11 protein-coding genes, 2 tRNA genes and 1 pseudogene are annotated in these 17,040 nt (G+C 74.2%); 10 read left to right on the forward strand and 4 right to left on the reverse strand.

What is annotated here, in order from left to right; all coding sequences use genetic code 11:
• Positions 1-834 (reverse strand): glycerophosphodiester phosphodiesterase, encoded by an 834-nt coding sequence (locus ACIG3E_RS06340; protein ID WP_399611942.1) that lies wholly within the window; start codon positions 832-834, stop codon positions 1-3.
• A 451-nt stretch (positions 835-1,285) separates the two neighbouring features.
• On the opposite strand from ACIG3E_RS06340, the gene ACIG3E_RS06345 reads away from it, so the two are divergent.
• Both ACIG3E_RS06345 and ACIG3E_RS06350 read left to right on the forward strand, forming a co-directional pair.
• Positions 1,286-2,830, forward strand: coding sequence for a S1C family serine protease (locus ACIG3E_RS06345; protein WP_399611945.1), 1,545 nt, complete (start codon positions 1,286-1,288; stop codon positions 2,828-2,830).
• A gap of 53 nt (positions 2,831-2,883) precedes the next feature.
• Positions 2,884-2,968: transfer RNA gene (locus tag ACIG3E_RS06350), tRNA-Ser, on the forward strand.
• A 126-nt stretch (positions 2,969-3,094) separates the two neighbouring features.
• Here ACIG3E_RS06350 and ACIG3E_RS06355 read toward each other — a convergent pair.
• Complete coding sequence (locus ACIG3E_RS06355; RefSeq protein ID WP_399611947.1) at positions 3,095-4,096, reverse strand: bifunctional DNA primase/polymerase; 1,002 nt, start codon at positions 4,094-4,096, stop codon at positions 3,095-3,097.
• 368 nt (positions 4,097-4,464) lie between these two features.
• Between ACIG3E_RS06355 and ACIG3E_RS06360 the strand changes: the two genes are divergently transcribed.
• From ACIG3E_RS06360 to ACIG3E_RS06390, 7 genes and pseudogenes are all read left to right on the forward strand, one after another.
• Entirely contained in the window at positions 4,465-4,776 is a 312-nt protein-coding gene (locus ACIG3E_RS06360) for a hypothetical protein (protein WP_138960620.1), read from the forward strand.
• Between the two features lie 197 nt (positions 4,777-4,973).
• Positions 4,974-6,011 (forward strand): bifunctional MaoC family dehydratase N-terminal/OB-fold nucleic acid binding domain-containing protein, encoded by a 1,038-nt coding sequence (locus ACIG3E_RS06365; RefSeq protein WP_399611949.1) that lies wholly within the window; start codon positions 4,974-4,976, stop codon positions 6,009-6,011.
• Between the two features lie 74 nt (positions 6,012-6,085).
• Positions 6,086-6,481 (forward strand): annotated as a pseudogene (locus ACIG3E_RS06370) (MaoC family dehydratase); the annotation flags it as partial.
• 122 nt (positions 6,482-6,603) lie between these two features.
• On the forward strand, positions 6,604-7,770 hold the full coding sequence (locus ACIG3E_RS06375; protein ID WP_399611952.1) for a lipid-transfer protein: 1,167 nt from the start codon (positions 6,604-6,606) through the stop codon (positions 7,768-7,770).
• Between the two features lie 52 nt (positions 7,771-7,822).
• The gene (locus tag ACIG3E_RS06380; protein ID WP_399611954.1) at positions 7,823-8,641 is read left to right on the forward strand and encodes a DUF1906 domain-containing protein; all 819 of its coding nucleotides are present in this window, start codon (positions 7,823-7,825) and stop codon (positions 8,639-8,641) included.
• 183 nt (positions 8,642-8,824) lie between these two features.
• A complete protein-coding gene (locus tag ACIG3E_RS06385; protein WP_374120657.1) occupies positions 8,825-9,388 on the forward strand; it encodes a SigE family RNA polymerase sigma factor in 564 nt (187 codons plus the stop codon).
• Between the two features lie 202 nt (positions 9,389-9,590).
• Positions 9,591-11,240: a long-chain fatty acid--CoA ligase gene (locus ACIG3E_RS06390; protein WP_399611957.1), complete on the forward strand. Its 1,650-nt coding sequence runs from the start codon at positions 9,591-9,593 to the stop codon at positions 11,238-11,240.
• 94 nt (positions 11,241-11,334) lie between these two features.
• On the opposite strand, the gene ACIG3E_RS06395 is transcribed toward ACIG3E_RS06390, so the two are convergent.
• Both ACIG3E_RS06395 and ACIG3E_RS06400 read right to left on the reverse strand, forming a co-directional pair.
• Entirely contained in the window at positions 11,335-15,903 is a 4,569-nt protein-coding gene (locus ACIG3E_RS06395) for a PAS domain-containing protein (RefSeq protein WP_399611960.1), read from the reverse strand.
• A gap of 292 nt (positions 15,904-16,195) precedes the next feature.
• A complete protein-coding gene (locus ACIG3E_RS06400; RefSeq protein WP_399611963.1) occupies positions 16,196-16,672 on the reverse strand; it encodes an SSI family serine proteinase inhibitor in 477 nt (158 codons plus the stop codon).
• Between the two features lie 221 nt (positions 16,673-16,893).
• Between ACIG3E_RS06400 and ACIG3E_RS06405 the strand changes: the two genes are divergently transcribed.
• Positions 16,894-16,985, forward strand: a tRNA-Ser gene (locus ACIG3E_RS06405).
• Positions 16,986-17,040: the final 55 nt, after the last annotated feature.

The following is a 17,040-nucleotide window of genomic DNA, read 5'->3' on the forward strand; positions in this document are numbered from 1 at the left end:
TTAGTCGCGGCCCAGTTGGGACAGAACCTGCTTCGGGCGGTTGGTGATGATGGCGTCGACGCCCAGACGGGCACAGAGTTCGACGTCCTGGGGCTCGTTCACGGTCCACACGTGGACCTGGTGGCCCGCCCGCTTGAGTTTGGCGACGTACCCGGGGTGGCTGCGGATGATCCGCATGCTCGGTCCCGCGACGCGCACCCCCTGGGGCAGCCGTCCGTCGCGGTGGCGCGGCGAGACGAACTGCATCAGGTAAACGGTCGGCAGGGTCGGCGACGCGGCGCGGACGCGTTGCAGCGACCGCGCCGAGAAGCTCATCACCCGCACCGGGGAGGGCTCCTCCGGAGAGGGCGTGTCCAGACCGAAGCGCTTCAGGAGGTGCAGCAGCCGCTCCTCGACCTGGCCCGCCCAGCGCGTGGGGTGCTTGGTCTCGATGGCGAGCTGAAGGCGACGCCCGGAGGCGTTGTTTTCGGCCACGAGCTCCAGGAGGCGCTCCAGGGTGAGGACCGAGGTGTCCTCCGGGGCCGGGCCCTCCTCCCAGTCGGGGTCCTCGGCGTACGGGCCCTGTTCGCGGTTCTTCCACGAGCCGAAGTCGAGCGCGGCCAGCTCGGCGAGCTCCAGGGCGGAGACGGCGCCGCGGCCGTTCGACGTGCGGTTGACGCGGCGGTCGTGGACGCAGACCAGGTGCCCGTCCGCGGTGAGCCGGACATCGCATTCGAGGGCGTCCGCGCCGTCCTCGACGGCCTTCTTGTAGGCGGCCAGTGTGTGCTCCGGGGCGTCCTCGGAGGCCCCTCGGTGGGCGACGACCTGGATGAGGTGCTGTCGTGCGTGGGTCACCGCGTCATGGTGCCACCGTCCGGGGGCGGGGGCCCGCGGGGCCGGGGCGCGCGGGCTGTGGCGGGTCGGGAGCGAGGGGTGTCGTGGCCCCTGGGGGTGCGGACCGGCGACCCGGGGGGGCGAGGACGGGCGGCCCCGGGGGCGAGGACCGGCAGCCCCGGGAGGGCGAGGACCGGCAGCCCGGGGGCGGTCTTTCTCAGATTCCTCTCACGCTGCCTTCAGGTGGCTCTGTGACTCGGCTGTGAACCTTCGGATGAGCCTTCCGGGGCTTTCCGAATGCGGCGGTTTCGCCCGTCGTGAACGCACAGCGTCGGCTTATGGTGGCCTGACAGCCCATGGGAAAAGCTGACTGGGACGACTGAACGGTTGATCGGGTACCCGACCTGTGCCGCCCCGGGCCGATCTTTGGCCGTGACCGAGTACGACAGCGTGGACCGAGGAGAAGAAAGCTGTGAGCACCGAGAACGAGGGCACTGCGGTCCCCCCGGCCCCGTCCGCACCTCCTGTGCCGGTGGACACTCCCGCTGCTCCCGCCGCCCCTCCCGCACCGGAGGCGTCCGCGAGGCCGGAGCCCGCCTCCGCGCCCGCCCATGAGCCCACCGCGGCGCCCGCACCCGAGCAGGCGCCGCAGGACGCCGCGCAGGCCCAGCCTCAGGCGCCCGCAGCGCCGTCGGCGCCCGCGCCCCAGATCCCGGACCCGTACGCCCACATGGCGGCCGCGCACGCCCAGGCCCCCGCGCCCGGGGCCGCGTCGGGCGGCTCCTGGCCGCCGCCCCCGCCGCCCGCCGTGCCGTCGTACACGCAGGGTGGGGGCTCCGGATGGGGTTCCTCCTGGACAGCCGAGCAGCCGTCCGCGCCCAAGCCGGGCGGCCGCCGCAGCGGCGGTCTGGTCGCGGCCGTGCTCGCGGCGGCCCTCGTCGCGGGCGGCGTGGGAGGCGGCATCGGCTACTGGGCGGCGGACCGCAACGACGACAGCAGTACGGACTCCACGACGGTCTCCGCCTCGGACGCCCCCGCCGACCTCAAGCGCGAGCCGGGCTCGGTCGCGGGCATCGCGAGCAGGGCGCTGCCGAGCGTGGTCACCCTGGAGGCCCAGAGCGGCAGCGGCGAGGGCGGCACGGGCACCGGCTTCGTGTACGACAAGGAAGGCCACATCCTCACGAACAACCACGTGGTGGCCTCGGCCGCCGAGGGCGGCAAGCTGTCGGCCACGTTCTCGAACGGCAAGAAGTACGACGCCGAGGTGGTCGGCCGCGCGCAGGGGTACGACGTGGCGGTCATCAAGCTCAAGAACAAGCCGGCGAACCTGCGCCCGCTCGCGCTCGCCGACTCCGACAAGGTCGCCGTCGGCGACTCCACCATCGCGATCGGCGCCCCCTTCGGCCTGTCCAACACGGTCACGACGGGCATCGTCAGCGCGAAGAACCGCCCCGTCACGTCCAGCGACGGCGCCAGCAGCAAGAGCTCGTACATGAGCGCCCTGCAGACCGACGCCTCCATCAACCCGGGCAACTCCGGCGGGCCCCTCCTGGACGCGCGCGGCGCCGTCATCGGCATCAACTCCGCCATCAAGCCCGCCGACAGCGGGGGCGGCGTCGGCGGCGGCCAGTCCGGCTCCATCGGCCTCGGCTTCGCGATCCCGGTGAACCAGGCGAAGAACGTCGCGCAACAGCTGATCAAGACCGGCCAGCCCACGTACCCGATGATCGGCGCCTCGGTCTCCCTGGCCGACGCCTCGGACGGCGCGGTGATCTCCGACCGCGGTGCCACCGGCTCGGGCCCCGCGGTCGAGCCGAACGGCCCCGCGGCCAAGGCGGGCCTGAAGTCCGGTGACGTCATCACGCAGCTCGACGACACGGTCATCGACAGCGGCCCGACCCTGATCGGCCAGATCTGGACCCACAAGCCCGGCGACAAGGTCAAGATCACCTACGAGCGCGACGGCAAGGAGCACACGGTCGACGTGACCTTGGGCGAGCGCAAGGGCGACAGCTGACCCGCTACTCTTGACCCCGCGCAAGCCCGCCCGATCACACGGCGGCAGCGCGGGGTGGGTTGCCCGAGCGGCCTAAGGGAACGGTCTTGAAAACCGTCGTGGCGCGAGTCACCGTGGGTTCAAATCCCACACCCACCGCGGGTGCTGGCCCAGGGCCAGTCGTCGAAGGGGCGTCCGGAGAGATCCGGGCGCCCCTTCGCGTGGGAGGGGACCGGCCCCTGAGGGTGTTCGGGGCCCGGGGCCGTGCCGCACGCGTGCGTGGGGTCAGGCGTGGCCGGTCAGGCGGGCCGCTGAGGCGATCGTGGAGCGGGCCTCGCGGAGGGTGAGGCCGACGCGCAGGGCCGCTTCGGTGAGGGGAGCGGTGAGGGCTTCGCCCAGGCCGTTCTCGTAGGCGCGGCAAGCGGCCCAGAAGAGCCGGGTGTTGCGCTGGCCCTCGTGTGCGGCGAGGACGAACTGGACCAGGCCCTGGCCCTGTTGGGCGGCCTCGGGTCCGCCCGCGCGCGGGGATGCACTCGGGCGTCGGCGGAGCGGGGGCACGAGCAGCCGCAGGAGCGCCTCGGGGCACGCGGCCGGGGGCAGGTGGGCGGTGCCCGGCACGGTGCTGTACACGCCCTGCTCCGTGCGCGAGCCGGGGCCGACCAGATAGCCGCCCGCGCCCCGGATGTCGATGCCGGGGGCCAGACGGCCCGCCGAGTTGGGCACGACGACGTCCGGCGGCCCGGACAGCCAGACGTGGCGCCCGCCGCTGGGGGTGGTGACGACGACGGTCTCCGGGATGGTGAACAGGTGCCGCAGCGCCAGCTCGCGCAGCGCGGCGGGGGCGTCGGCGCCGGACTTGGTGTCCAGGTCGATGCCGATCAGGTGGTACGGCGGTAGGCCGCACGCGATGCCGTAGCCCGAGGCCCAGGGCGCCGCGGCGAACAGCTCGCGGATGCGCACCGGGTCGGTGGACGCGTCGTACACGCCGTGGCCCATGCGTCCGCACTCGCCGTGGCACGGCGGGGGGTGCGGGTCGTCGTGGTGCGGCGAGCGCAGCGCGGGGAGCTTGCCGCGGGACAGGGGGATGACGGCGAGGCCCCGCTCGGCGGCGGACAGGGCGTGGGCCAGCGCGAGGGTGGCGGTGTGGCGCTCGGCGGCGTGGCGGGCCCGCGCGCGGGGCGCCGGTTCTGAGGTCCGTGGTTCGTGGGCGGACGGGTGCTCGGCGGCCGGTTCGTACGGGCCGTCGTGGGCGGGGCGGTCTTCGGCATGGCGGTCGCTGGGGGCCATGCCTCCATTTTCGTACTAGCGTTCGATGAAGGGAAGAGGGGAAGGCGCGCAGGGTGGCCGGATGGGGGCGGCGCCCCCTTTTGCCGGGGTTTGCCGGAACGCTTCAGCTCTTGCGGCGTCTGGGATCGGCTGGGGTGGGGGTGGTGAACTGGGGCGTTGAGGGAGCGAAGCGGGTTTATCGACTTGTCCTCACGCTTGCGGGGGAATAGTGGCGTCCGGGGTGGTTCGGCGGGGATTCGGTGGGCAACTCTGGATGCGCGACGTCGTGCAGATCTCCGGGGCGGTCGGCCAACTGCCCTGGAACAAGCCGTACTTCAGGTGCGCCCGGCAGGGGCCGGAGCTCACCTCCCGTTCTGGAGGAAATAGACATGGCAAGCATCCGTACCGCCCGTGCCCTCGCCGCCGTCGCCGCACTGCCGCTGGCTGCCGCCCTCTTCTCGGGTGTCGCGATGGCCGACAACGGCTCGTTCGCGGACAACGGATCGAACGCGGGTGTTGCGGTCGTCAACGGCAGCGGTGTCGGCGATGACAACAACGGCAACTCCTCGACCACTCAGCAGCAGGCGGTCGGCAACGGCGCCTCCAACCAGAGCAACACGGCTCAGGTGAACGGCTCCGCGTTCACGGACATCGACCAGTCGAACGCCAACGTCGCCGTCAACTTCAGCGAACTGTGGTGAGCCTGGGCCTCGTTGGGGAGTGATCCTCGGGGCCTGCTCTGTGGGGTGATGTGACAGTTTGCGCGGCGGTGCCTCGGGGCCCGCCGCGCAGCTGTGCGTGCGGGGCGCGGCGGTGGGCGTCGGCCCCGCGTCTTGACACCCGTACGGAAACTGACGGACAGTCAGAAACCAGTGGCGCGGCGGCGGAAGGGGCGGCGGTGACGGGCAGCGCGCGGAGCGGGCCGGACGGACCGGCGACGGGACCGGGCGGACCCGACCCGTGGTACGGACGGCTGAAGGCGTACGAGGGCCGGTCCGCGGCCGAGTCCGGCCATGGCAAGGACCCGGTCAACGCGCCGATGATCCGGCACTGGTGCGAGGCCATCGGCGACACCCACCCGGCCTACGCGGGGCCCGACGCCATCGCCCCGCCGACCATGCTCCAGGCCTGGACGATGGGCGGCCTCGCGGGCCACGCGACCCGCTCCGAGGCGTACGACGAGCTGCTCGCGCTGCTCGACGACGCCGGGTGCACCTCGGTGGTCGCCACCGACTGCGAGCAGGAGTATCTGCGCCCGCTGCGGCCGGGCGACGAGATCACGTTCGACGCGGTGATCGAGTCGGTGTCGGACCGCAAGACGACCAAGCTCGGCGCGGGGTACTTCGTGACGACCCGGATGGACATCCGCGCGGGCGGCGAGCTCGCGGGCACGCACCGCTTCCGGATCCTCAAGTACCGCCCCGCGAAGCGGCGGCCGACGGCCACGCCTGGCGCCCGGGGGCGCGGTGCGGGACCGGCCACCCGCCCGCGCCCGGTGGTCAACCGGGACAATGCCGGGTTCTGGGAGGGCGTGGCCCGCCGCCGCCTGCTCATCCAGCGCTGCGGGGCCTGCGGCACGCTCCGCTTCCCCTGGCTGCCGGGGTGCGGGGCCTGCGGCTCCCCCGCGTGGGACACGGTCGAGGCCAGCGGCGAGGGCACGGTCTATTCGTACGTGGTGATGCACCATCCGCCGTTCCCGGCCTTCGCCCCGCCGGACGGGGCCTCCGGCGGGGCGAGTCCGTACGCGGTGGTGCTCGTCGAGCTCGTGGAGGGCGTGCGGATCATCAGCAATGTGGTGGGGGTGCCGCACCGGGCCGTGCGGATCGGGATGCCGGTGCGGCTGGAGTTCCAGCGGGTGGAGGAGGACCTGGAGCTGCCGGTGTTCCGGGCCCTGGAGAGTGCGGCCGTGGCCGCGTCGGAAGGCGGCGAGGGCTGATGGGCCGCGCGGAGACGGGCCGCGCGGGCGAGGGCCGCGCGGAGCGGGGGGACCCGCCGAAGGGCCGGGCCGCCGTGCGGGTGGGGGACACGCTGCCGCCGCTGGAGATACCGATCACGCGCACGCTGATCGTCGCGGGAGCCATCGCCTCCAGGGACTACCAGGACGTGCACCACGACGTGGAGCTCGCCAAGGAGAAGGGCTCCCCGGACATCTTCATGAACATCCTCACCACCAACGGCCTGGTGGGGCGCTACATCACCGACCACTTCGGCCCTCGCGCGATCCTCCGCCAGGTGAAGATCAGGCTGGGCGCGCCCAACTACCCCGGGGACACGATGGTGTTGACGGGCACCGTCGAGGAGGTCACCCGCGCCCCGGAGGGCGCCACGGCCACGGTCAGGGTCGTCGGGGCCAATGGCCTGGGCAAGCATGTCACCGGTGTGGTGAGGGTGACGGTGGGGGGCGCGGCCTCGCTTGGCGCGGCCTTGGCGGGCAAGGCCAGCCCGGCGGACGGCTCGGCCCCAGGCGGCGCAGCCCCGGTCGGCGCAGCCCCGGTCGGCGTGCCCCCAGGCGTAGCAGGAGGTACCGCATGAGCGTGCGGGCGCGGGACGCGCTCGGGGGCCGGGCGGCGATCGTCGGGATCGGGGCCACCGAGTTCTCCAAGGACTCCGGGCGCAGCGAGCTGACGCTGGCCGTGGAGGCGGTGCGGGCGGCGCTCGACGACGCGGGCCTGGCCCCCGCCGACGTCGACGGCCTGGTCACCTTCACGATGGACACGAGCCCGGAGATCACGGTCGCCCAGGCGGCGGGCATCGGCGAGCTCTCCTTCTTCTCCCGGGTGCACTACGGCGGCGGCGCGGCCTGCGCGACGGTGCAGCAGGCGGCGCTCGCGATCGCCGCGGGGGTGGCCGAAGTGGTGGTCTGCTACCGGGCGTTCAACGAGCGGTCCGGGCGCCGCTTCGGCGCCGGAGTGAGCCACCGCGAGCCCTCGGCGGAGGGTGTGGCACTCGGCTGGGCGCTGCCGTTCGGGCTGCTCACCCCGGCGTCCTGGGTGGCGATGGCCGCGCGGCGCTATCTGCACGCCCATGGGCTGACCCCGGAGGTCTTCGGCCATGTGGCGGTCACCGACCGGAAGTACGCGGCGACGAACCCGGCGGCGTATTTCCACGGCAGACCCATCACGCTGGAGGAGCACGCGGCCTCCCGGTGGATCGTGGAGCCGCTGCGGCTCCTGGACTGCTGCCAGGAGACCGACGGCGGCCAGGCGCTCGTCGTCACCAGCGTGGAGCGGGCCCGGGACCTGCCGAAGCCGCCCGCGGTGATCGCCGCCGCCGCGCAGGGAGCGGGCCGGGCGCAGGAGCAGATGACCAGCTACTACCGCGACGATCTCACCGGCCTGCCGGAAATGGGCGTCGTGGCGCGGCAGTTGTGGCGCACCTCGGGGCTCGCTCCCGGGGAGGTCGACGTCGGGATCCTCTACGACCACTTCACGCCGTTCGTGCTGATGCAGCTGGAGGAGTTCGGGTTCTGCGCGCCGGGCGAGGCCGCGGAGTTCGTCGCCGAGGAGCGGCTGCCGCTGAACACCCACGGCGGACAGCTCGGCGAGGCCTATCTCCACGGGATGAACGGCATCGCGGAGGCCGTGCGCCAGCTGCGCGGCACCGCGGTGAACCAGATACCCGGCGCCGCCCGCGCCCTGGTCACGGCGGGCACCGGCGTCCCCACTTCGGGGCTGATTCTGACGGCGGACGGCTGAACGCGGCGCGTGTCCCGGGCCGCGCGCCCGCCCCGGCCCCTTCACTCGCCCCATGCGCCACCGGAAGAAGATCACTGGCCTTGTCCTCGCCCTCGCCCTGGCGACGCTGGCCCTGGACACCTCGCGCCCGGGCCGACCCCCGGCGGCGGCCGGGCCCGGGGTCTTCGACGGCCGGGCCTTCGACACCTGTCGGACTCCGTCGGCCGACACCATGCGGCGCTGGCTCGACTCGCCGTACCGCGCGGTGGGCGTCTACTACGCCGGACGCGGCCGGGCCTGCCAGGACCAGCCGCAGCTGAGCCGCGCCTGGCTGAGGGCGGTCGACGAGATGGGCTGGGGCGTGCTGCCGGTCTACGTCGGCTCGCAGTCCCCGTGCGTCCGGGCGGAGAACAAGCAGCACGTCCGCATCGGAAGCGAGCCCGGCCCCCAGGGCACCCGGGAGGGACACGACGCGGTGGACCGGGCCGCGGCGCTCGGCATGGGGCCGGACAGTCCGCTCTACCTGGACATGGAGGCGTATGCGTACCAGAACGAGAAATGCGCCACGGCCACGCTCACTTTCGTACGGGCCTGGAGCCGCGAAGTGCGCAGCCACGGCTACGTACCGGGCTTCTACAGCAGTGCCGATTCCGGCGTAGCGCACCTGGAGTCGGCGCGCCGGGCGGGGGTCGACGACCTGCCGTCGATCATGTGGTTCGCACGCTGGAACAACCGGCCCGACCTGTACGGTGAGCAGGGACTGCCCTGGTACGCCTGGCATCCGGAGCGCCGGATCCACCAGTACGCGGGCAACGTCACGGAGCGGTTCGGCGGGCGCACGCTGCAGATCGATCGCAACCTGGTGCACGCGCCGGTGGCCCTGCTGGAGTGAGCGGCGACCGGAGCCGAGTGGGCAAGCGGTTTCCGGTTCCTCAGGGTCGAACCCTCAGGGGTGTGCTCCTTCTCCTCCACCTTCAGGAGGTGAGGCTACCTCCCCTCGTACAACCTGAGGCGGACACGGCTTCGGGACCTGCGGCCGATCCGCAGATGTAGGGGGCGCTTCTAGCGTGGAGCCATGACCGCATCCATGGTGTCCGTGTGCACCAGCGCATCGAAGGCCGCGACGCGGGGCGCGGGTCCTTCCGCCTACCCGTCGTTCGCCTCGTACGTCCGGGCCCGCCAGCCCGTGCTGCTGCGCACCGCCCGCTCGCTGACGGCGAACCCGAGTGACGCCGAGGACCTGCTGCAGACGGCCCTGACCAAGACCTACGTGGCCTGGGACCGGATCGAGGACCACCGGGCGCTCGACGGGTACGTGCGCCGGGCCCTGCTGAACACGCGCACCTCGCAGTGGCGCAAGCGCAAGGTCGACGAGTTCGCCTGTGACGAGCTGCCCGAGCCGGAGACCGTGCCGGCCGGTGACCCCGCCGAGCAGCAGGCGCTGCACGACGCGATGTGGCGCGCGATCATGAAGCTGCCCGCGCGGCAGCGGGCCATGGTCGTCCTGCGGTACTACGAGGACCTGAGCGAGGCCCAGACGGCCGAGGTGCTCGGGGTGTCCATCGGCACGGTCAAGAGCGCGGTGTCGCGGGCGCTCGGCAAGCTGCGCGAGGACCCGGAGCTGACGCCGGTCCGCTGAGCGAGCCAGCCGGGGGGTCGGCGTTCCGCGGGCGCGTCGCCCGGCCCGGGCGCCGGGCGGGTGGCGCGCGTAGCTCAATTTGCGTTCTTGTGCGCTCGCGGTAGTGACATACCGCTCGGTATGCGGCGAGAATCTGGGGCTACCGCCAGGTAGCGCGCCGGGAGCACCCGGCCGCCTGCCGCCCGCCGACCGGGAGGACGCCGTGCTGAGCACCATGCAGGACGTACCGCTGACCGTGACCCGCATCCTCAACCACGGCGTGTCCGTGCACGGGACATCGCAGGTCACCACCTGGACCGGCGACGGTGCCCCACAGCGCCGCAGCTTCCGGGAGATCGGCGCCCGCGCCGCCCAGCTCGCCCACGCCCTGCGCGAGGACCTCGGGGTCAGCGACGACGAACGCGTCGCGACCTTCATGTGGAACAACGCCGAGCACGTCGAGGCCTACTTCGCCGTGCCCTGCATGGGCGCCGTCCTGCACACGCTCAATCTGCGGCTGCCCGCCGACCAGCTGACCTGGATCGTCGGCCACGCGGCGGACCGCGTCATCATCGTCAACGGCTCCCTGCTCGGCCTGATCGCGCCGCTGCTCGACCGGATGCCGACCGTCGAGCACCTCGTCGTCTCCGGCCCCGGCGACCGCGCCCTCCTCGACGGCGTGCGCGCCCAGGTCCACGAGTACGAGGAGCTGATCGCGGACCGGCCGACCGGCTACGACTGGCCCGAGCTCGACGAACGCCGTGCCGCCGCCATGTGCTACACCTCCGGCACCACCGGCGACCCCAAGGGCGTCGTCTACTCCCACCGCTCCATCTATCTGCACTCCATGCAGGTCAACATGGCCCAGTCCATGGGCCTCACGGACGCCGACACCAGCCTCGTCGTCGTACCGCAGTTCCACGTCAACGCCTGGGGGCTGCCGCACGCGACGTTCATGACGGGCGTCGGCATGCTGATGCCGGACCGGTTCCTCCAGCCCGCGCCGCTCGCCGAGATGATCGAGAGCGAGCGCCCCTCGCACGCCGCTGCCGTGCCCACCATCTGGCAGGGGCTGCTCGCCGAACTCACCGCGAACCCCCGCGACGTGAGCTGTCTGCACCAGGTGACCATCGGCGGCGCGGCGTGTCCGACGTCCCTGATGGAGGCCTTCGACCGGCTCGGGGTCCGCGTCTGCCACGCCTGGGGCATGACGGAGACCTCCCCGCTCGGCACGGTCTCGCGGCCGCCCGCGCACGCCGTGGGCACCGACCAGGAGCTGGCCTACCGCCTCACCCAGGGCCGCTTCCCGGCCGGGGTCGAGGGCCGCCTCGTCGGCCCCGACGGCAGCCACCTCCCCTGGGACGGCGAGTCGGCGGGCGAACTGGAGGTCCGCGGCCCCTGGATCGCGGGCGCCTACTACGGCGGCGCGGGCGGCGACGTCGTCCGGCCCGAGGACAAGTTCAGCGCCGACGGCTGGCTCAAGACCGGGGACGTCGGCGTCATCTCCGCCGACGGCTTCCTGACCCTCACCGACCGGGCGAAGGACGTCATCAAGTCCGGCGGGGAGTGGATCTCCTCCGTCGAGCTGGAGAACGCCCTGATGTCCCACCCCGACGTCGCCGAGGCGGCCGTCGTCGCCGTCCCCGACGAGAAGTGGGGCGAGCGCCCCCTGGCCACCGTCGTCCTCAAGGAGGAGGCGACCGCCGACTACGCCGCCCTGCGCGACTTCCTGGCCACCCGCGTCGCCAAGTGGCAGCTCCCCGAGCGCTGGGCCCTCGTCGCCGCCGTCCCCAAGACGAGCGTCGGCAAGTTCGACAAGAAGGTGCTGCGCAGGCAGTACGCGGCCGGAGAGCTGGACGTGACACGGGTCTGAGGGGCCGTGACGTGGGCCCGAGGGGCCGTGACGTGGGCCCGAAGGGGCGTGAGGCGGGCCTGAGGGGCCGTCCCCCTCGGGCCCTGCCGCCCGCTCAGTTCGTGCCGATCTTCGCCAGCAGGTCGACGATCCGGGTCTGCACCTCGCTGCTCGTGGAGCGTTCGGCGAGGAACAGGACGGTCTCGCCCGCCGCGAGCTTCGGCAGGTCGGTCTCGTCGACGGCGGCCGTGTAGACGACCAGCGGCGTGCGGTTCAACTGGCCGTTGGCGCGCAGCCAGTCGATGATCCCGGCGCGCCGACGGCGTACCTGGTGGAGGTCCATGACCACCAGGTTCGGCCGGGTCTGGGCGGCGAGCGTCACCGCGTCGGCGTCGCTCTCGGCCCGTGCGACCTGCATGCCGCGCCGCTCCAGGGTCGCGGTCAGGGCGAGGGCGATCTCCTCGTGCTCCTCGATGAGCAGGACCCGCGGCGGGTGCTGCTCGCTGTCGCGCGGCGCGAGGGCCTTCAGGAGCACGGCGGGGTCGGCGCCGTACGCCGCCTCGCGGGAGGCCTGGCCGAGCCCGGCCGTGACGAGCACGGGCACCTCGGCGGCGACGGCGGCCTGGCGCAGTGACTGCAGGGCGGTGCGCGTGATCGGGCCGGTCAGCGGGTCCACGAAGAGGGCCGCGGGGAACGCGGCGATCTGCGCGTCGACCTCCTCGCGCGAGTGCACGATGACGGGCCGGTAGCCGCGGTCGCTCAGCGCCTGCTGCGTGGTGACGTCGGGCGCGGGCCAGACGAGAAGGCGGCGCGGGTTGTCCAGCGGCTCGGGCGGCAACTCGTCGTCCATGGGGCGCGGCTGGGGCCGGTTCGTCACCTCCACGGCGCCACCGGGGCCGTCCAGCGGCTCGGGGCCCTCGGCGGCGTTCTCGTCCGGTGCGCCGATCGCGTACGAGCGTCCGGTGCCCTCGGTGCCCGGCGAGAGCCGGGGCTGCGGCTGCGGCTTGGCCTGCGGCGGCGCCTGCGGGTGCGGGCGGGCCGCGCTCTCCGGGCGCTCGTCGGCGCCGGGCTCGGGCGGCGTCGCCAGCTTGCGGCGGCGCCCCGAACCTCCCTGCGCGGGCTGACCGGGCTGCGCGGGGCCGTGCGGCGGCTGGGCCTGCGGCTGTACGGGCGGCTGCGGCTGGCGGCCGAAGGGCACGCCCTGGCCGAGCGTGCGGACGCTGATCGCGCGGCCCTGCGTCGAGTTCGGGTCGACGGGCGCGGCCTCGGCGGGCAGCGGCTGCGCGGCACGCGCGCGTGGGTCGCGCTCCGGCGGCAGGGCGGCGCCCTGGGCGGGCGTCGCTCCGGCGTGCGGGACGGCGTGCGGGGCGGGCGGAGCCTGCGGGGCTGCCTGCGGGGCCTGCGGCGGCAGGGCCGTCGACGGGGTGCCGCCCGCGGGGGTGCCCTCGGCGGGCATGGCGCCGGTCGGGACGCCTGCCGCCGGGGTGCCCGCGCCGGGCATGCCCTGGGGCGGAGTCGCACCGCCCGTCGGGTCGGCCGTCGGCGGGGCCTGCCGCGCGCGCCTGCGCCCGGTCGGGGCCTGCGGCTGCGCCTGGCCCGGCAGCGACGGGGGCTGCGTGGGGTGCGGCTGCGGCGGGGTGTGGTCGTCGGTGGGGTCCTGCGGCGCCACGGCGTGCTGACCCGTGTCGTCCTGGCGCGCGTCGCCCTGCCCCACGGGGAGGCCTCCCGGCGCTCCCGGCGCTCCCGGCGCTCCCGGCGCGGGAGCGGGCACGGCGCCCGGGGCCGGAGCGGGCGCGCGGCCCTGCGGGGGCACTCCGCCGCGCGCGGCGGCCTGCATTCCGGCCTGTACGCCCGCCGGGACGCTCACCGAGGCGCCGACCTGCGCGGCTCCCGCTTCCGTGGCGACCGCGCCGCGCGCGTCCTGCCCGGCACCGGCGGGGTGCGCACCGGCGAGCCGCCGCGCACCGCCCTGCACCGGCTGTCCAGAGGCCTGCCCGGCGGCCGGTCCTGCCGCAGGTCCGGCGTCCTGCCCGGTGACCTGCTCGGCGCCGACCAGCGCCCCGCTGCCCTCCTCGCGGTCCGCCTCGGCCGGAGGCAGCGCGAACACCCGGCTGTTGGACGCCTCTTCCGCCGCGGCCCGCTCCCGGGCCGCGGCCAGCGCGCGCCGGGCGCGACGGCCACCGGGGCGCGGGGCATCGGGGTCGTCGCCCTGTCCGTACCCGGTCTCCGGAGCGGCGCCGGTGCCCGACGGCAACGCCAGAGCGTGCGACTCGCCCGCGCGCCGGGCACGCCGCCCCGAAGGCCCGCCATCGCCCTGCGGCGGCACTCCCTGAGGGGGCACCGTTTCGCCGAGCGCCGCGGAACCGGCGGCGTGCTCGGCCGCCGTCATCACGGCCCCCTCAGCGGGGCTCGGCCGTCCCCGGCGCCGACCGGTTCCTCCCGACGTACCGCCGGAAGTGTCACCGGACGCACCAGACATGCCGGACGCGCCAGGCATACCGGATGTACCAGGGGTACTAGGGGCACCACGCACGCCAGACGCACCGGCGCCCGTGTCGCCGGGCGCGACCGGGACGGCTTCCGCCGGACCGTGCGCCACGGCACGCCGCCTGCGCCGCCCGGTACCACCGGGACCGGCCTCCGCGGCGGGTCCGGCGACACCAGGACCAGTACCAGGACCGACACCAGGACCGACACCAGGACCGGCACCCGTACGCACACCCGCACCCGGACCGGAGTCGGCGCCTCCAGGGACCCCCGCACCCGCGGTGTCACCGGAACCCGCCTCCCCGGGAAGGCCGCTGTCCAGGAAGGAGTCCACCGAGGAGCGCCGCGCGCGCCTGCGGCCGCCCCCGGCGGGAGCCCCCGCCTGCTCGGGCACCGGAACACCGGCGCCCGCCGTGTCGCCGCCCCGCGCGGGGCCCCCGGCGACGGCCGGAGCCGGTCGCGGGGCCGCCTCGACGGACGCCCCGGAAGCGACGGACGCCCCGGGAGCGGGCGCGGCCCCGGCGCCGTCCCCGACCGGCACTTCGAGCACGTACGCGCTGCCACCCGTGCCCGGCACCTCATGCGTCTGGAGCACGCCGCCGTGGGCCCGCACGATGCCCTGGACGACGGGCTCGTGGACGGGGTCCCCGCCGGCGTAGGGCCCGCGCACCTCGATGCGGACGACCTCGCCGCGCTGGGCCGCGGCGACGACGACGGTCGAGTCGACGTACCCGGCCGCGGCCTCGGGGCCGCCCGAAGCCACGGCTCCCGCGCGCGTGTTGCCGGTAGCGTCGATTCCGGCCACGTCGGCGATCAGGTGCGCCAGGGCCGTCGCGAGCCGCTGCGCGTCCACGTGGACCGCGACGGGCGGCGCGTGCACGGCGAACTGGGCGCGGCCGGGCCCGATCAGCTCGACGGCCCCGTCGACGCCCGCCGCGACGACGGCGTCCAGCGGCACGACCGTACGGGCCAGTTCCTCGGCGCCCGCCTCCAGGCGCTGGAAGCCCAGGACGTTGTCCACGAGGGTCGTCATGCGCGCGTATCCGGCCGACAGGTGGTGCAGGACCTGGTTGGCCTCGGGCCAGAGCTGGCCCGCGTCGTCGGCGGCCAGCGCGGCCAGTTCGCGGCGCATCTCGTCGAGCGGCCCGCGCAGGGACCGGTCGAGGACGGCCACGAGCTGCTGGTGCCGGGCGTCGAGGGCGTCGTAGCGCTCCTGCTCCTGCTCGGCGAACGCCTCGAAGCGGTCCTTCTCGCGCTCGGCGAGCGCCGCGTACCGCTCCTGCTCGGCCGCGAGTTCCTCCGCGCGGCGCTCGGCGGCCTCGCGCAGCTCCTCGGCGTGCTGGGCGAGCGCCGCCTCGTGCTTCTCCACGAGCGCGTCGTACGGCCGCCGGTCGGTGAAGGTCATGACCGCGCCGACGAGCTGGTCGCCGTCGCGCACGGGCGCCGTCGTCAGGTCGACCGCGACCTTCTCGCCGCTCTTGGCCCACAGGACCTGGCCGCGCACGCGGTGCTTGCGCCCGGAGCGCAGGGTGTCCGCGAGCGGGGACTCGTCGTACGGGAACGGCTCGCCGTCGGCGCGCGAGTGCAGGACCAGCGGGTGCAGTTCCTGCCCGCCGAGGTCGCTCGCGCGAAAGCCGAGTATCTGGGCGGCGGCGGGGTTGACCAGGACGACGCGGCCGTCGGTGTCCGTGCCGACGACGCCCTCGGCGGCGGCCCGCAGGATCATCTCGGTCTGCCGCTGCGAACGCGCCAGCTCGGCTTCCGTGTTGAGCGCGCCGGACAGGTCACGGACGACGATCATCAGCATCTCGTCGCCGCTGTAACCACTGTAGCCGCCGTGGCCGTAGCGCTCGTCGTAGGCGTTCCTGCTGTCCTCGAGGCTGGAGCTGGTGACCTCGACCGGGAACTCGTAGCCGTCCGTCCGGCGGGCGATCATCCGCTTCGGCTTGGTCCGTCCGCGTTCGTCCGTACTGTCCGGACGGCGCATGGAGCCGGGAATGAGCCGGGAGTCGAACTCCGGCAGCAGATCGAGCAGTCCGCGCCCCACGAGCGCGGTGCCGGGCGCCTCGAAGGCCTCGAGCGCGATGGCGTTCGCGTTCACGACGGTCCCGTTGGCGTTGACCAGCACCAGCGCGTCCGGGAGCGCGTCGAGTATGGCTGCGAGGCGAGCAGCGCCTCGGGATGGCCTGCTGCTCACGACGACGCTTCCTCCCTGGTTACCGCACCTTGCCGACCGCCCAGGCCATCTTGCCCCGCGGCCCGCGGCATGTCACGGGAGGGAAGTCTACGGGGAGCGGTTGCGGGCGCGACGCCGGATGAGAGGGAGTGAGAGGGAGACCGCACGCAGAAGCTGTGAGGGCTTCGGTCCTGCCTGGTCACGGCAGGGGCGCGCGGCGCACTTCACCCCGGCGCCGCACGGCACTTCACAGCACTTCATGGAATTTCGTGGAACTTCGGGAAGTAGGCCGCCACGCGCGCGTGGTGGACCGTTACGCGCCGGTGGAGGGCAGGACCGGAACCAGCGTGTTCCACCGCGAGATCTGGCAGCCGTCGGTCCGCTTGAAGGTGGCGTCGACGGGACGCCCCTGCCAGGTGCCCGTCACATGGGCGGTCTGCGGGCCGCCGTACACCTGGGTGCACATGGCGTCGCGCGCCACCGGCCGGAAGGGGTCGGCGCCCTCGGCGGCGAGCCCGTCCAGGCGCGCGCACGCGTCGGCGGGCGCCGGGTGACTGCCCGCGGCCGGGCCGCATTCCAGTGTGTACGTCGTGCCCGGGGTTCCGTCGTTCCCGGAGTACGTGACTTCGAAGTGGTCGCGGGTGACGAGGCCCAGGTGATCGCGGGTGATCAGGTCGGCGGGGGCCGCGGCGGCGGACGGCGCCGCGAGGGCGGCGAAGGAGGCGGCGACGGTCGTGACGGTGGTCGCGACGGCGGTGCGGAAGGGGCGGCGTGCGCTGACGGTCTTCACGGAGGCTCTCCTGGGGTGTGCGGTTTCCAGCTCGCGCCCGCCGGTGGGGCGGGCGCCTACCGCCTCCTCTAACGCCCCCGGCCCTGCCGCGTTGCGGGGGCCTAGAACGCTTTGCTCTTCGACCCGCGCGACTAGTACCGTGGAAGCCGCGATTGGTGGCGCGGCCCCTGGCTGTGTCATCATCTGCACGCACACCCGCGCTCGCGGAGGTGCATCAGGTTGGAGGCGTCGCCTAGTCCGGTCTATGGCGCCGCACTGCTAATGCGGTTTCGGGGTAACCCCCTGATCGAGGGTTCAAATCCCTCCGCCTCCGCACATGAGCTGAAGCCCCGGTCCACTGGACCGGGGCTTCAGTGCTTCCTGATCCT

Origin of the sequence: Streptomyces sp. NPDC053474, assembly GCF_044544845.1 — a bacterium.
Taxonomy (GTDB): Bacteria; Actinomycetota; Actinomycetes; order Streptomycetales; family Streptomycetaceae; genus Streptomyces.

Bases quoted from the DNA above. Each gene is read 5' to 3' on its own strand.
- ACIG3E_RS06360 (WP_138960620.1), top strand. From the start codon at position 4,465: ATGGCAAGCATCCGTACCGCCCGTGCCCTCGCCGCCGTCGCCGCACTG.
- ACIG3E_RS06385 (WP_374120657.1), top strand. From the start codon at position 8,825: ATGACCGCATCCATGGTGTCCGTGTGCACCAGCGCATCGAAGGCCGCG.
- ACIG3E_RS06375 (WP_399611952.1), top strand. From the start codon at position 6,604: ATGAGCGTGCGGGCGCGGGACGCGCTCGGGGGCCGGGCGGCGATCGTC.
- ACIG3E_RS06355 (WP_399611947.1), bottom strand. From the start codon at position 4,096: ATGGCCCCCAGCGACCGCCATGCCGAAGACCGCCCCGCCCACGACGGC.
- ACIG3E_RS06380 (WP_399611954.1), top strand. From the start codon at position 7,823: ATGCGCCACCGGAAGAAGATCACTGGCCTTGTCCTCGCCCTCGCCCTG.